Consider the following 15,765-nt stretch of genomic DNA (forward strand, 5'->3'; position numbering starts at 1 on the left):
ATGACCGTCATTAAAACGCTACACCCCCTTGTTGCGGGGCTGTTGCCCCCACGTCATTCGGAGAGACGTCTATGAGTCTTGAGACACGAGAAGATCTCGATCCGGTCGAAACCACGGAATGGCTGGATTCCCTGGAATCGGTACTGGATCGCGAGGGCGAGGACCGCGCCCGGTACCTGATGACCCGCCTGGCCGACCGCGTGCGCCGCGACGGCATGCAGGTACCTTTCTCGGTGACGACGCCGCATCGCAACACCATCCCGGTGCACCGCGAGGCGCCGATGCCGGGCGATCTCTTCATGGAGCGTCGCATCCGTTCGGTGATCCGCTACAACGCCATCGCCCAGGTGATCCGCAACAACCGCGCGAACCCGGGCCTCGGCGGCCACATCGCCAGTTTCATGTCGGCGGCGACCCTCTACGACGTGGGCTTCAACCACTTCTTCCGGGCTCCCAACGGCGACTTCGAGGGTGACCTCGTGTACATCCAGGGCCACGTGGCGCCGGGGATCTATGCCCGTGCCTACCTGGAAGGGCGCCTGACCGAAGAGCAGATGGACAAGTACCGCCAGGAGGTGGATGGCGACGGCCTGTCCTCCTACCCGCACCCCTGGCTGATGCCGGATTTCTGGCAGTTCCCCACCGTGTCCATGGGGCTGGGGCCGATCCAGGCGATCTACCAGGCTCACGTGATGAAGTACCTGCACTCGCGTGAACTCAAGGACATGCACGATCGCAAGATCTGGTGCTTCATGGGCGACGGCGAGTGCGACGAGCCGGAGTCCCTGGGGGCCATCCACCTGGCGAGCCGCGAGAAGCTCGACAACCTGATCTTCGTCATCAACTGCAACCTGCAGCGCCTCGACGGCCCGGTGCGCGGCAACTCGCGCATCATGGACGAGCTCGAGGGCGTGTTCCGCGGCGCCGGCTGGAACGTCCAGAAGGTGGTCTGGGGCCGCCTGTGGGACCCGCTGTTCGAGAAGGACAAGAAGGGCGTCCTGCAGAAGCGCATGGACGAGGCGGTCGACGGCGAGTACCAGAACTACAAGGCCCTCGGCGGCGCCTACACCCGGGAGCACTTCTTCGGCAAGTACCCGGAAACCGCCGAGATGGTCAAGGACATGTCCGACGAGGACATCTGGAAGCTCAACCGCGGTGGCCACGACCCGTTCAAGGTCTACGCGGCCTACCACGAGGCGACCCAGAACGCCAACGGCCGGCCCACCGTGATCCTGGCGCACACCGTCAAGGGCTACGGCATGGGCGGCGGCGAGGGTGAGGCCGCCATGGAGGCCCACCAGGTCAAGACCATGGAATACGAGGCGCTCAGGACGTTCCGCGACCGCTTCGGCATTCCGCTGTCCGACGAGCAGCTCAAGGAGGTCCCGTACTACAAGCCCGAGGATGATTCCCCGGAGATGAAGTACATGCATCTCCAGCGCGAGCGCCTGGGCGGCTACCTGCCGAGCCGCCGCAGCGACTTCGAGTCGCTGCCGATCCCGTCCCTGGAGGACAAGACCTTCGCCTCCCAGACCGGCGGGTCCAAGGGCCGCGAGATTTCCACCACCATGGCCTTCGTGCGCATCCTGAACGGCCTGGTCAAGGACAAGAAGATCGGCGATCGGGTGGTGCCGATCATCCCCGACGAGGCGCGTACCTTCGGCATGGAGGGCATGTTCCGCCAGCTCGGCATCTACACCTCCGAGGGCCAGAAGTACGAGCCGGTCGACAAGGGCCAGATCATGTTCTACCGCGAGGATCAGAAGGGCCAGATCCTCGAGGAGGGCATCAGCGAGGCCGGGGCCATGTCGGCCTGGATCGCCGCGGCGACCTCCTACGCGAACAACGCCACCACCCTGCTGCCGTTCTACGTCTACTACTCGATGTTCGGCTTCCAGCGCATCGGTGACCTGGCCTGGGCCGCCGGCGACATGCAGGCGCGGGGCTTCCTGGTCGGCGGCACCGCCGGTCGCACCACCTTGAACGGCGAGGGGCTGCAGCACCAGGACGGTCACAGCCTCCTCCAGGCGTCGATGATCCCCAACTGCCGCAGCTACGACCCGACCTATGCCCACGAGGTGGCGGTCATCGTCCAGGACGGCCTGAAGCGCATGTTCGCCGACAAGCAGAACTGCTTCTACTACCTGACGGTGATGAACGAGAACTACGAGCAGCCGGCCCTGGAGGAGGTGCCCGCCGAGGACATCATCAAGGGCATGTACCTGCTGCGCGAGACTCAGGGCGACAAGGGACGCGTCCAGCTGCTGGGCTCCGGCACCATCCTGCGCGAGGTCGAGGCCGCCGCCGAGCTGCTCGCCGAGGACTGGGGCGTGGGTGCCGACATCTGGAGCGTGACCAGCTTCAACGAGCTGCGTCGCGAGGCCCTCGAGATCGACCGTCAGGCCTTCCTCAAGCCGGCCGACGAGCCCGGCAAGCCACATGTCACGACGTGCCTGGAGGGGCGTCAGGGCCCGGCCATCGCCTCCACCGACTACATGAAGCTGTACGCCGATCAGGTCCGCGCCTGGGTGCCGACCGACTATCATGTGCTCGGCACCGATGGCTATGGCCGCTCCGATACCCGCGAGAAGCTGCGTCACTTCTTCGAGGTCAACCGCTACTTCGTCACCGTGGCCGCGCTCAAGGCGCTGGCCGGGCGCGGCGAGATCGATCGCAAGGTCGTCGGCGAGGCCATCGAGAAGTATGGCATCGACCCCAACAAGCCCAACCCGCTTGAGGTGTGAGGCGTCGACCGACCGGTGGCATGGCGGGTCCGTCGGGCCCGCCCCCGTCAAGAGTTTGAAGGAGCGCGACCTTGAGTAGCGAAATCATCAAAGTGCCCGACATCGGTGGCGATACCGATGTGGAAATCATCGAGATCGCGGTGTCGGAAGGCGACGTCATCGAGCCCGAGGACACCCTGATCACCCTGGAATCCGACAAGGCCTCCATGGACGTGCCCGCCCCCAAGGGCGGCAAGGTGCTGAAGGTGCTGGTCACGGAGGGCGACACCGTCTCCGAGGGGGACGATATCGTCGAGATCGAGGCCGAGGGTGGCGGTGATGCCGGTGGCGAGGCCGGTGAGACCGCCGAGGCCCCGGCCGCCGCGCGCGAGCCGGCTCCCGAGCCCGAGGCGCCGGCGGCCAGGAGCGCCGGCGGCGGCAGCCGCACCGTCGATATCACCGTCCCCGACCTGGGGGGCTCCAGCGATGTGGAGATCATCGAGGTGGCGGTGGCCGAAGGCGACGAGGTCGCCGAGGAAGACACCCTGATCACCCTGGAGTCCGACAAGGCCTCCATGGACGTGCCGAGTCCCCATGCCGGCAAGATCGTCAGCCTGACGGTCAAGGAGGGCGACACCGTCTCCGAGGGCGATGTCATCGGTACCATGCAGGTCGAAGGTGCCGGCGGCGAGGCCGAGGCACCTGCCGAGACCCCCGCGGCCGAGACCCCGGCTTCCGAGCCCCAGGCGGAAGCGGCGTCCGAGCCTGCGGCGAGTGGCGAGCCCGAGCGGCGCGAGGTCCGCGTGCCCGACCTGTCCGGCTCCAGCGACGTGCCGGTGATCGAGATCGCCGCCAGCGTCGGCGACCCGGTCGACGAGGAAGACCCGCTGATCACCCTGGAGTCCGACAAGGCCTCCATGGACGTGCCGAGCCCCTTCAAGGGCACGCTGGTCGAACTCACCGTCAAGGAGGGCGACACCGTCTCCGAGGGCGACCTGATCGGCTATATCGAGACCGTGGGCGCCAAGCCCGCGCCCAAGGCCGCTCCGCAGAAGAGCGCGGCGAAGGCCGAGGCGACGGCCGAGACGTCCACGGCCGTCGCCGAGAAGCAGGCGGCCGCCCCGGCGGGTCGGCCCAGCCCCGAGGCCCAGATGGCCGCCCACAAGCCCCGCGACGGCAAGCTGGTGCATGCCGGTCCGGCGGTGCGCATGCTGGCCCGCGAACTCGGCGTCGACCTCGGCCTTGTCAAGCCCAGCGGTCCCAAGGAGCGCGTGCTCAAGGAGGACGTGCACGCCTACGTCAAGCAGGTCATGGCAGGCAAGGCCCAGGCACCGGCCGCCGCTCCTGCGGCCGCCGCCGCGGGTGGCGCGGGGATCCCGCCGATCCCCGACCAGGACTTCAGCCAGTTCGGCGAGGTCGAGGAGAAGGCCATGGGGCGCCTGATGAAGATGGGCGCCACCAACCTGCATCGCAGCTGGGTCAACCTGCCCCATGTGACCCAGTTCGACGAGGCCGACATCACCGAACTGGAAGCCTTCCGCAAGTCGATGAAGGCCGAGGCCGAAGCCCAGGGCGCCAAGCTCACGCCGCTGCCCTTCCTGATCAAGGCCTGTGCCTTCGCGCTGCGTAAGTACCCGCAGTTCAACGTCAGCCTGAAGAGCGACGGCGAGACCGTGGTGCACAAGAAGTACGTGCATATCGGCGTCGCCGTGGACACCCCGGATGGCCTGATGGTCCCGGTGATCCGCGACGCCGACAGGAAATCGCTGATCGAGCTGGCCAAGGAGTCCGTGGAACTGGCCGGCAAGGCGCAGTCGAAGAAGCTCAAGCGCGAGGAGATGACCGGTGGCTGCTTCACCATCTCCAGCCTGGGCTCCATCGGCGGCACCGCCTTCACGCCCATCGTCAACGCCCCGGAAGTCGCCATCCTCGGCGTTTCCAAGGCGTCCATGAAGCCGGTGTGGGACGGCGCGGCCTTCCAGCCGCGACTGATGATGCCGCTGTCGCTCTCCTATGACCACCGGGCGGTCAACGGCGCCGATGCGGCCCGGTTCACCGCCTTCCTCGGCCAGGTGCTGACGGACATCCGTCGCCTGCTGCTCTGATCGGGAACGGGGGAGCCACGACCGACGGCGCCACGAGGCGCCGTCGGCGTTTCTGCCGACCGCCCGTCCCGACGAGGATACCAAAGTTCTATTTGCCCCTTAATGCCTTGAGGCAGAGGGGCTTTTTGTCTTCCTGGCGGCCGCTGCGGCAGTCCGTCGCTTGTCTGGCGAAGATGGCCCGGGTATCGTTCGCTTCATCCTATTCTTCGTCTATGCGATTTCATCACCTCAAGGAGCAATTTCCATGCGTTTGATCCTCTTGGGCGCCCCGGGTGCCGGCAAGGGCACCCAGGCCCAGTTCATCTGCGAGCGCTTCGGCATCCCGCAGATCTCCACCGGCGACATGCTGCGGGCGGCGGTCAAGGAAGGTAGCGAGCTGGGTCTCAAGGTCCAGGAGATCATGACCACCGGTGGCCTGGTCTCCGACGACCTGATCATCTCCCTGGTCAAGGAGCGCATCGCCCAGCCGGACTGCGCCAACGGCTTCCTGTTCGACGGCTTCCCGCGGACCATCCCCCAGGCGGATGCCATGAAGGATGCCGGCGTGAAGATCGACCATGTCCTGGAGATCGCCGTGCCCGACGAGGAGATCGTCAATCGCCTGGCGGGTCGCCGCGTCCATCCGGCCTCGGGCCGGGTCTATCACGTCGACCACAATCCGCCCAAGGAAGAGGGCAAGGACGACGTCACCGGCGAGGCGCTGATCCAGCGCGACGACGACAGCGAGGCCACCGTGCGCAACCGCCTGGCGGTCTACCACGACCAGACCGCGCCGCTGGTCGAGTACTACCAGGAGTGGGCCCGGCAGGACCCGGACGCCGCGCCGGCCTATCATCGGGTCGAGGGCGTCGGCAGCGTCGATGACATCACCAGGCAGGTAATCGACGCCCTGGAGGGCTGAGTCGCTCTCAACCGACCCAGGGCTTATCGCCTTTAGCGTGGTCGCTCGGGGCTGATCCGTCGACAGGCCCCCCTCTATGACCTGTCCCCGGCGCCCCTCGTTAACCCAACGGCGATGGCTCTACTCGACGATCACCACGGCCCGCATCCGCGGGCCGTTGTCGTATAATGCCCCGACACTTTTCGCCACTGCGTGACTTCCCATGCCGATCCTGCTGGCCCTGGATGCCTCCTCGAGCGCCTGTTCCGCCGCCCTGCTGCGGCGTCGCGAGGGTGTCGACGATGAGTTGATCTCCCGCTTCGAATTCACCCCTCGTGCCCACACCCGTCGGTTGCTGCCGATGGTCGACGAGGTCCTCGGCGAGGCCGGCGTGGCGCCCGCCGACCTGGATGCGGTGGCCTATGGCCGGGGGCCGGGCTCCTTCACCGGACTGCGCATCGCCGCCGGCACCGCCCAGGGCCTGGCGTTTGGCCTGGACCGCCCCCTGCTGGGTGTCTCGACCCTGGCGGCGCTGGCCCTGGGCGCCCACCGTCGCCACCATTACCGCTACCTGTTCACCGCCCTGGATGCCCGCATGGGCGAGGTCTATGCCGCGGCCTGGCGCTGCCGGGAGGGCCGGGTCGAGGCCCTGTTGGCGGAGGCGGTGCTGCCACCTTCACGGCTGTGCCTGCCCCCCGACCATGCCGACCATGACTGGGTGGGCGTCGGCTCCGGCTGGGCCCTGTGGGAGCAGATGCCGGCCCAGGTCCAGGCCGGCCTGAGCCAGTGCCTGCCCGAGATGGAGCCCGCCGCCGAGGACATGGTGCTGCTGGCCGTCGAGGCCTTCGCCGCGGGCGAGGGACGACCCGCCCATGAGGTACAGCCGGTCTACCTGCGCGACCGGGTCGCCTGGCGGAAGAGCCGATGAGCGGCGTGGCGGTCGAGGGCGATGTCGCCCTGGCCGACCGCTGGGGGTTGCCCGGCCGCGAGAGCCCGGACGGGGCCGAGGCATCGCTGGTGCTGCGCCGCGAGGATGGCCGGCTGGTGCTGGCCGGCGACCCCCGCGCCTACGGCAAGCCCCTGGCGGTGGACTTCGTCGCCGGTCGCGCGGCCCATCGCCGCCGTTTCGGGGGCGGCCGGGGCCAGCTCATCGCTCGGGCCTGCGGGCTTGCCCGGGGCGTGACGCCCTCGGTGGTGGATGCCACGGCGGGGCTCGGCCGCGATGCCTTCGTGCTGGCCGCGCTGGGCGCCGAGGTGCTGATGATCGAGCGGGTCGCGGCCATCGCCGCCCTGCTCGAGGACGGCCTGGCCCGCGCCCGGGCGGATGCGGATACCGCCGAGATCGCCGCGCGGATGCGCCTCGCCCATGGCGACGCCGGAAGGGATCTCGCGTCCCTGGTGGCGAATGGCGGCGTCGCGCCCCAGGTCGTCCACCTGGACCCGATGTTTCCCCACCGCGAGAAGTCGGCGCTGGTCAAGAAGGAGATGCGCCTGTTCCGGGAGCTTGCCGGGGACGATGCCGATGCGCCCCGGCTGCTCGAGGCGGCGCTGGACGTGGCCACCCACCGCGTGGTGGTCAAGCGACCGCGCAAGGCCCCGCCCATCTCCGGCCCCGCCCCGCGGCATGTGCTGGAGGGCAAGACCAGTCGCTACGACCTCTATGTCCATCGTGCCCTGACCCCACCCTGAGCGCGTCTCAGGCCTCACTCTGGCGGGCGACCCGTTGCAGACGATGGCGCAGCGCCGGGGCGAACAGCGCCCGGCTGCGGCTGGCGGTCTCGCGCAGCGCCCGCGTGTAGTGCAGCCGTCCCTCGTCGATCCACAGCCAGCCCTCGGCCTCCAGGCTCGCCACCAGTCCGGCGAACAGCCGGGCATCGAAGAACTCCGGTGCCGCCCGCCCGGTGAGCTGGGCCAGGCGCTCGGCCAGCTGGCGGGCATGGTCGCCCAGGGTCCTGGCGGTGAAGTGGCCGGGGGGCTCGCCGAGCAGCGCCGAGAGCAGCAGGTAGCCCCGCTCCAGGGAGGGCTGCATCAGCCGGCCCAGCATCCGCAGCTGCTCGTCGCCGGTCAGCGAGGCCGGCCGGCGCCAGCCGTCGCCGTCGCGCTCGAGCAGTCCCGCCGCGCCGAGCTGGGCCAGGACCTCGTCCAGGGCGGTGCGCAGCGAGGGCGGCGACTCGAGGGAAAGCTCCCTGGCCAGCACCGGCCAGATCGGCGCGAGCAGGGCCTCGAGGTCGTCGGGGCCATGGTAGGCATGGTGGCGGAAGGCGAAGGCCGTGATCCCGGGCAGGGCGAAGAGGTGCAGCACGTTGTTGCGGTACCAGCCCAGCAGGCCGGCCTGGCGCTCGTCCGCGGTGACGATGTCGCCCAGCGGATGGGGACGGTAGGCGATCAGCCCCAGGGCACGGGCCTCGTCGAGCCAGTCCCGGGGGCTGCCCGCCGGCAGGCCCCGCTGGGGGCCGCCGGGGCGCGGGCGACGCAGGTCGACGAGCAGCGCCAGCTGGCGCTCCAGGAGATCGGCCTCGATGGCATGGTGGGGTGTCGCCAGCAGGCCCAGCGCCACCAGGTTGACCGGGTTGAGCGCCGCCGCGGCATTGACGCGCCGGGTCAGGGCCTCGCCGAGTCGCAGGACCACCTCGTCGCGCCAGGGGCGCCCCTCGCCGACGGCGTCCCGCCAGTCCGGACGCTGGCGGTCGAGGAAGGCCGCCAACTCCAGCGGTTCGCCGATGTTCACGGCGACGCGTCCATGGGGCTGGCGCAGCCGCCCCAGGACTCGCAGCAGGCCCAGCGGGGTCTCCTTGCGCTTGCGACTGCCGGCGAGCTCACGCTGGTAGGTGACGTCTTCCAGGACCCGCTCGTAGCCGATATAGACCGGCACGAAGGCCAGCGGCTGGGCGCCGTGGCGGCGGCTGCGCAGGAAGGAATCGAGGGTCATGGCCAGCATGCCCGGCCGCGCCGGCAGCATCCGGCCACTGCGCGAGCGGCCTCCCTCGATGAAGTACTCCAGGGGATGGCCCGCGGCCAGCAGGCGATGCAGGTACCCGTTGAACACCTCGGCATAGAGCGGCTGGCCGCGAAAGCTGCGGCGCATGAAGAAGGCCCCGCCGCGTCGCAGCAGGGGGCCGACCAGCGGCATGTCCAGGTTGCGGCCCGCGGCGATGTGCGGCGGCATCAGGCCATGGTCATAGAGCACGTAGGACAGCAGCAGGTAGTCGATATGGCTGCGGTGGCAGGGTACATAGACCAGGGTGTGGTTGCCGGCCAGGGCCTTGATCGCCTCCAGCCCCTGGACATCGACGCCGTCGTAGAGACGGTTCCACAGCCGGCGCAGCACGCCGTGCAGGAAGCGCATCACCGGGTAACTCATGTTCGAGGCGATCTCGCGGCCGTAGCGACGGGCGCGCCGCCGCAGCCGGGCTCGGGCCCGCGGGTCGTCGCCGGCGAGCTCCTCGATGACTCGGCGGACCTCGGGGCTTCCCACCACGCCCTCGACCAGGGTGCGGTGGTGGGAGAGGTCCGGGCCCAGCACCTGGGTGCGGACGCGGCGGAAGTGGGTCCGTAGCAGGCGGGCCGCCTTGCGGTTGGTGAGCGCCGGTTCGCGGCCATCATCGAGTTCGGAGAGCCGCAGCGGGGCGCCGAAGTGAACCTCCACGTCGCGACCGTTGACCGCCACCGAGAGCAGGCGGCGCAAGCGGCCGGTGAGCCGCCAGCTGTCGGCGGCCAGCAGGTGCCAGAGGCCGAAGCGCTTGCCCGGGGCGCGCCCCCAGAAGATGCTCACCGGCACCAGCTGGATGTCCCGGGGCAGGGCGTGGCTGGCGGCGATCAGCGCCTCGAAGGGTGCCCCGCTATAGGGGCGGCGCCAGAGGCGCCGCCGCAGGGACGGCAGGGCCAGCCGCGCCCGCACCTCGTGCCCGCCCAGGCGCAGCGGGGCGTCCGCCGGCGGCAGGCCATGGCGGTGGGCCAGGGATTCCAGCAGCAGGGCATCCGAGAGGGACGTCCGGGGCAGCACGTAGACGGTGGGCAGTGCGGGGTCGAGGCCCAGCGCCTCCGGGGCCGGCTCGATCCGGCGCACCTGGACCCAGGCCGTGAGCAGTCGCCGTAGGGGGGCGTGCAGTGCGCTGATCGGTGAGGCCATCCGGATGCCCCTGCGAGGAAATGAGCGGCCAGTATAGCGGGGCGGGTCGGGCGGGTCAGGCGTCCCGGCTTTTCCCGCCGCCGCAAACGTGCGTCAATACCGGCAGTCACGACGGACAGGGATGCGGGCCATGCACGGCATGTGGCGAGACGGCAATCACTTCCAGCTGCTGCCGGAGGCGGCACGCTTCCTGCCGGCCATGTTCGAGGCGGTGGACGGCGCCCGCCACTCGATCCTCATCGAGCTCTACCTGATGGAATCCGGGCGGCTGGCCACGGCCCTGATCGAGGTCCTGCAACGGGCCGTGGAGCGGGGCGTGACCGTGCTGCTGCTGCTCGACGGCTATGGCGCCATGGGGCTCGAGGCGGCGGATCGCCGCCGCCTGGAGGCGGGCGGCGTGGCGCTGCGCTGGTTCAATCCCCTGGGCTTGCATTCCCTGGCGCGCAACCTGACCCGCGACCATCGCAAGCTGGTGGTGGTGGACGGTAAGGTGGCCTTCACCGGCGGTTTCGGCGTGGTCGACGAGTTCCTCGATGCCTGGTACGAGGTGGCGATGCGCATCGAGGGGCCGGTGGTGTCCGACTGGACACGCCTGTTCTGCGCGCTCTGGGACTCGCCGATGACCCGGGGCGCCGGTGCCCCCGAACTGGTGCGCGGCCTGGACGTGTCCACCGCCAGCGACGACGGTTATGGCGGCATGCGCGGGCGAGTGGTCTGGGGCCAGGGCTATCGCTACCAGGCCATCCGCCATTCGCTGCAGCGCCAGGTGAGTGGGGCGAGGCGGCGCATCTGGATCTGCACCCCCTACTTCGTGCCGACCCTGAGCCTGCGCCTGCGCCTGGCGCGGGCCGCCCGCCGCGGCGTCGAGGTCTGCCTGCTGCTGCCCGGCGAGAGCCATGACCATCCGGGAGTGCGCTATGCCGGTCAGCGCTTCTACGGGCGCCTGCTGCGGGCGGGGGTGCGCATCTTCGAGTTTCAGCCGTCGTTCATCCACGCCAAGTTCACCCTCGCCGACGACTGGGTCAGCCTGGGCTCCTGCAACTTCGATCACTGGAGCCTGCAGTGGAACCTGGAGGCCAACCAGGAGGTGGAGGATGCCCGCTTCGCCGAGGAGGTGGCCGCGCTGTTCCGGCGCAACTTCGCTGCCAGCCACGAGATCCACCACGCGATGTGGCTGCGCCGTCCCCGCTGGCAGCGCCTCAAGGAGTGGCTGTTCGGCACCCTGGACGGGCTGCTGACCCGGCTGAGATGACGGGAGAACGCGGCTGCGCCGCTGTAAGAAGGAAGAGCGGCGCTTCGCGCCTGGCAGAGGGAAAAAAAGAATAGAATTTGCTCTTCCCTCTTCCCTCTTCCCTCTTCCCTCTTCCCCCTTACTTCTTGCGCTTGCCTCGCCCGGCCGGCGCCTTGCGCCGGGGCTTGGGCTTGGGGGTCTCGGGCGGCACCCGGTAGTGCAGGTAGAGGTCGAGCACCAGCTCCGGTAGCTGGGCCACCAGGGCCTCCAGCCGCTCGCCGTCGTTGGCCAGCTCGGCCATGTCCGGCTCCTCGGCGAACAGCCCCGAGAGCAGCATGAAGGGCAGCAGCAGGGTGGCGGCGGCCTCCTCGTCCTCGGCGAACCAGGCCGTCTCGTCGAGGAAGACCCCTTCCATGAAGCCGGCACACCAGTCGCCGATGGGTGTCTCCTCCGGGGGCAGGCCGCCCAGCGCCAGGTCGAAGGGAAGCTCGGGCAGGCCGCCGCCCTCCAGCACCGCGATGGCGTTGCGGCGCAGTGTCTCGAGCCGCCCGAGCATGGCCTCGCGCTCCGCCTCGTCGGCGAAGCTCGGCTCGCCGTGGAACAGCTCCGCCACCCAGGTGGCGGCAGGCACGTCGCGGGGCGCCACCGCCAGGGCGACCAGGAAGCCGTGGGCCCCGATCAGGTCCAGGGCATCGGCATCGACCCGGTCGGACTCGAGGAAGTCGTCGAGCCGGTCCAGGGCCTCGTCATCGAGCAGGGGCTGGGGCTGGGGCTTGTCGGTGTCGGACATGGGGTCTCTCGTCGGCTGTCTCGGGCGTCGGGCATGGGGGATCGGAGCGTTCGGCGTGCCGGTGGCGCCCGGTGCGGTGCTGGCTCACTCGTCGCGCCGGGCTCCCTTTACGCCACGGGCGCGAAACGCCATTCTAGCATCCCATGACCACGCCCGCCCTGCCGACCCCCGACCCCCAATGGCTGGCCACCCTCGACCGGGCGGCCAGCCAGCACGCCCTGCATGAGCGGGTCGAGGCCGCCTGGCGGCTGTGCCGCGAGGTACATCCCGGGCTGCCGCGCCCCCGGGTGTGGCTCGACCTGCGCGGCAAGGGTGCCGGCCAGGCGCATTTCGGACGGGGCGGCCTGCGCTTCAACCCGATGCTCTTCGACGAGAATCGCCAGGCCTTCCTGGTCGAGGTGGTACCTCACGAGATGGCTCACTGGCTGGTCCATCACCTGGACGACGGCCACCTCGCACGCCCCCATGGCCATGAGTGGCAGGCGGTGATGCGCCGGCTGTTCGGCCTGGCGCCACGGGTCACCCACCGCTTCGATACCGGCCGCGCCAGTCCCGCGCCCCATCGCTACCGCTGTGGCTGCCGGGAGCATGCCTTCACCACGCGGCGTCATGCACTGGTCCGCTCGGGACGTGCCTATCGCTGCCGGCGGTGTGCCGAGACCTTGGTCTATGTTGGTCGGGCGGCCTTTGAAAAACAGTCTTAATCTATTGTTATAAAAAAGGAAATTGTTCATACCAATGTCTAGGGGGAAGTAGGGGCGCGGGCGGTTTATGCTGGAACTACCCTAATGGCGTCGGCGGCACCAACCACAATGCCGCCGGCTTCATCAACCTGAAGGGGCCACCCCGAGGACAGAGGCATTTCCATGAGTGATCAGCAGCACGTCTACCCGGTACGTGAGGACTTCGCCGCCAAGGCATGGGTCGACAAGGCGACCTATCAGGCCATGTACCAGCGCTCCCTGGATGATCCGGAAGGCTTCTGGGCCGAGCAGGCGAAGCGCCTCGACTGGTTCAAGGCGCCCACCAGGATCAAGCACACCGTCTTCGATACCCACGACGTCGACATCCGCTGGTTCGAGGACGGCACCCTCAACGCCAGCGTCAACTGCCTGGACCGTCACCTCGAGACCCGCGGAGACCAGACCGCCATCATCTGGGAAGGCGACGATCCCAAGGACTCCAGGACCCTGACCTATCGCCAGCTCTTTGATCGGACCTGCCAGCTGGCCAATGCCCTGAAGTCGCTGGGCGTCGCCAAGGGCGACACCGTGACCCTCTACATGCCGATGATCCCCGAGGCCGCCATGGCCATGCTGGCCTGTGCCCGGATCGGCGCCATCCACTCGGTGGTGTTCGGCGGCTTCTCCCCGGACGCCCTGGCCCAGCGGGTCAAGGACGCCGGCTCCAAGGTGGTGATCACCGCCGACGAGTCCGTGCGCGGCGGCAAGCAGGTGCCCCTCAAGGACAACGTCGATGCGGCCCTGACCCGCGAGGGCACCGATGTCGCCGAGAAGGTGCTGGTGGTCCAGCGTACCGGCGGCGAGATCGAGTGGAAGGACGGCCGCGACGTCTGGTACCACGACCTCGTCGACCCGCAGTCCACCGACTGCCCGGCCGAGCCGATGGGCGCCGAGGATCCGCTGTTCATCCTCTACACCTCCGGTTCCACCGGCGCGCCCAAGGGCCTCAAGCACACCACCGGCGGCTACCTGCTGCACGCCGCCATGACCCACCAGTACGTCTTCGACTACCAGGACGGCGAGATCTACTGGTGCACCGCCGACGTCGGCTGGGTCACGGGCCACAGCTACATCGTCTATGGACCGCTGGCCAACGGCGCCATCTCGCTGATGTTCGAAGGCGTGCCCAGCTACCCGACCAACGGCCGCATGGGCGAGGTGGTCGACAAGCACAGGGTCAACATCCTCTACACCGCGCCCACCGCGGTCCGTGCCCTGATGGCCCACGGCGACCACGTCATGGATTCCAGCAAGCGCGACAGCCTGCGCCTGCTGGGCTCGGTGGGCGAGCCGATCAACCCCGAGGCCTGGGAATGGTTCTACCGGGTGATCGGCAACAAGCAGTGCCCCATCGTCGACACCTGGTGGCAGACCGAGACCGGCGGCATCATGATCGCCCCGCTGCCGGGCGCCATGGACCTCAAGCCGGGCTCCGCGACCCTGCCGTTCTTCGGCGTGCAGCCGGCGCTGGTCGACAACGAGGGCAACCTGCTCGAGGGGGCCGCCGAGGGCAACCTGGTGATCCTCGACTCCTGGCCGGGCCAGGCGCGTTCCATCTGGAAGAACCACGAGCGCTTCCTGCAGACCTATTTCTCCGCCTACAAGGGGATGTACTTCACCGGCGACGGTTGCCGTCGCGACGAGGACGGCTACTACTGGATCACCGGCCGGGTCGACGACGTGCTCAACGTCTCCGGCCACCGCATGGGCACCGCCGAGATCGAGTCCTCCCTGGTGGCCCACGAGGCCGTGGCCGAGGCCGCCGTGGTCGGTTTCCCCCACGACATCAAGGGCCAGGGCATCTACATCTACGTCACCCTGGACGATGAACACGAGCCCAGCGACGAGCTCAAGAAGGAGCTGACCCAGTGGGTGCGCAAGGACATCGGGCCGATCGCCTCGCCGGACGTCATCCAGTGGGCACCGGCGTTGCCCAAGACCCGCTCGGGCAAGATCATGCGCCGCATCCTGCGCAAGATCGCCGCCAACGAGTGCGATGGCCTGGGGGATACCAGCACCCTGGCGGACCCGTCGGTGGTCGAGGAGCTGATCGCGCATCGCGTCATCAAGTAACCGCGAGCGGCTGCCGCGCCTGGCCGGGGCAGCCCATCGGTGGGTCATCCGAGCCGGCCAGTGTGGCCGGCTTCTTCATGGCGCATCGAAAAATGTCGACAATGCCTGCCAAGCGCTTGGGCATCACCTTGACCATGGGGTAACATGCCGTGAAAGACGAAAGCGTCCCGCAGGCGGCGGCCGGCCCGTCCCGCTGCTCCCGGAACCGGAGGAGAATCCATGGCCTTTGCCCAGAAATTCATCGTTGCCGATGACCATCCGCTGTTCCGCGCAGCCTTGACCCAGGCGCTGCGCCAGCTGGCACCCCAGGCCGAGATCGTCGAGTCCGACACCATGGAGGCCACCACCGAGGTGGTCACTCGCCACCCGGATGCCGACCTGATCCTGCTGGACCTGCACATGCCGGGCGCCCATGGCTTCTCCGGGCTGATCCAGCTGCGTGGCCAGACCCCCGACATCCCGGTGGCGGTGGTCTCCGGCAGCGACGAGCTGCATGTGGTGCGCCGGGCCATCGACTACGGGGCCTCCGGGTTCATCCCCAAGTCGTCCTCGCTGGCGCTGATCGCCGAGGCGGTGGGCGAGATCCTCGACGGCGAGGTGTGGTTGCCGGCGGAGATGGCCGACGCCCTGGGCGAGGGCGACGAAGAGGAGACCCGCTTCGCCGAGGCCATCGCCTCGCTGACCCCCCAGCAGTTCCGGGTGCTCAACATGCTCACCGAGGGGCTGCTCAACAAGCAGATCGCCTACGAGCTCAATGTCTCCGAGGCCACCATCAAGGCCCACGTCACCGCCATCCTGCGCAAGCTCGGCGTGCACTCCCGCACCCAGGCGGTGATCGCCGCCCAGAAGCTCGAGGTGGAGCCGCCGAAGGTCGAGTCCTGACCTCCGGTCAGTAGCTTGAAGAGCGGCGCTGCGCGCCTGGAAGCCTGAAGCTGGAAGAAAAAACGCCTCCGTGGTCTTGCCCCGGAGGCGGTTTCATTTACGCTGCTTTCCAGCTTTCCAGCTTTCCAGCTTTCCAGCTTTCCAGCTTTCCAGCTTTCCAGCTTTCCAGCTTTCCAGCTTTCCAGCTTTCCAGCTTTCCAGCTTTCCAG

General features: G+C 68.8%; 11 protein-coding genes. 9 read left to right on the top strand and 2 right to left on the bottom strand.

Features of this window, described 5'->3' with window-relative positions:
* Window positions 1–71 precede the first annotated feature (71 nt).
* The 5 genes from aceE (at window position 72) to FHR97_RS05440 (ending at window position 7,397) form a co-directional block, all read left to right on the top strand.
* Window positions 72–2,744: a pyruvate dehydrogenase (acetyl-transferring), homodimeric type gene (gene aceE / locus FHR97_RS05420; protein WP_183382752.1), complete on the top strand. Its 2,673-nt coding sequence runs from the start codon at window positions 72–74 to the stop codon at window positions 2,742–2,744.
* Between the two features lie 71 nt (window positions 2,745–2,815).
* Entirely contained in the window at window positions 2,816–4,828 is a 2,013-nt protein-coding gene (aceF, locus tag FHR97_RS05425; RefSeq protein WP_183382753.1) for a pyruvate dehydrogenase complex dihydrolipoyllysine-residue acetyltransferase, read from the top strand.
* 244 nt (window positions 4,829–5,072) lie between these two features.
* Window positions 5,073–5,729 (top strand): adenylate kinase, encoded by a 657-nt coding sequence (gene adk / locus FHR97_RS05430; RefSeq protein ID WP_183382754.1) that lies wholly within the window; start codon window positions 5,073–5,075, stop codon window positions 5,727–5,729.
* Between the two features lie 202 nt (window positions 5,730–5,931).
* Window positions 5,932–6,636, top strand: coding sequence for a tRNA (adenosine(37)-N6)-threonylcarbamoyltransferase complex dimerization subunit type 1 TsaB (gene tsaB, locus FHR97_RS05435; RefSeq protein WP_183382755.1), 705 nt, complete (start codon window positions 5,932–5,934; stop codon window positions 6,634–6,636).
* Window positions 6,633–7,397: a class I SAM-dependent methyltransferase gene (locus FHR97_RS05440; protein ID WP_183382756.1), complete on the top strand. Its 765-nt coding sequence runs from the start codon at window positions 6,633–6,635 to the stop codon at window positions 7,395–7,397. The genes tsaB and FHR97_RS05440 overlap by 4 nt, the downstream gene beginning before the upstream one ends.
* Window positions 7,398–7,404: 7 nt before the next feature.
* Here the strand turns inward: FHR97_RS05440 and plsB are convergent, their stop codons facing one another.
* Entirely contained in the window at window positions 7,405–9,837 is a 2,433-nt protein-coding gene (gene plsB / locus FHR97_RS05445) for a glycerol-3-phosphate 1-O-acyltransferase PlsB (protein ID WP_183382757.1), read from the bottom strand.
* Between the two features lie 130 nt (window positions 9,838–9,967).
* On the opposite strand from plsB, the gene FHR97_RS05450 reads away from it, so the two are divergent.
* The gene (locus FHR97_RS05450; RefSeq protein WP_183382758.1) at window positions 9,968–11,089 is read left to right on the top strand and encodes a phospholipase D-like domain-containing protein; all 1,122 of its coding nucleotides are present in this window, start codon (window positions 9,968–9,970) and stop codon (window positions 11,087–11,089) included.
* 118 nt (window positions 11,090–11,207) lie between these two features.
* Here the strand turns inward: FHR97_RS05450 and FHR97_RS05455 are convergent, their stop codons facing one another.
* Window positions 11,208–11,858, bottom strand: a complete 651-nt coding sequence (locus FHR97_RS05455; RefSeq protein ID WP_183382759.1) for a YecA/YgfB family protein — start codon at window positions 11,856–11,858, stop codon at window positions 11,208–11,210.
* A 143-nt stretch (window positions 11,859–12,001) separates the two neighbouring features.
* Between FHR97_RS05455 and FHR97_RS05460 the strand changes: the two genes are divergently transcribed.
* The 3 genes from FHR97_RS05460 to FHR97_RS05470 all read left to right on the top strand — a co-directional run bounded on the left by FHR97_RS05460 (window position 12,002) and on the right by FHR97_RS05470 (window position 15,556).
* Window positions 12,002–12,562: a SprT family zinc-dependent metalloprotease gene (locus tag FHR97_RS05460; RefSeq protein WP_183382760.1), complete on the top strand. Its 561-nt coding sequence runs from the start codon at window positions 12,002–12,004 to the stop codon at window positions 12,560–12,562.
* A 162-nt stretch (window positions 12,563–12,724) separates the two neighbouring features.
* Window positions 12,725–14,674 carry an acetate--CoA ligase gene (gene acs / locus FHR97_RS05465; RefSeq protein ID WP_183382761.1) on the top strand — a complete coding sequence of 650 codons (1,950 nt, stop codon included), beginning with the start codon at window positions 12,725–12,727 and terminating at the stop codon, window positions 14,672–14,674.
* A gap of 219 nt (window positions 14,675–14,893) precedes the next feature.
* Window positions 14,894–15,556, top strand: a complete 663-nt coding sequence (locus tag FHR97_RS05470; protein ID WP_126485493.1) for a LuxR C-terminal-related transcriptional regulator — start codon at window positions 14,894–14,896, stop codon at window positions 15,554–15,556.
* Window positions 15,557–15,765 lie beyond the last annotated feature (209 nt).

The sequence above is a fragment of the Halomonas stenophila genome (assembly GCF_014192275.1).
Classification (GTDB): domain Bacteria; phylum Pseudomonadota; class Gammaproteobacteria; order Pseudomonadales; family Halomonadaceae; genus Halomonas; species Halomonas stenophila.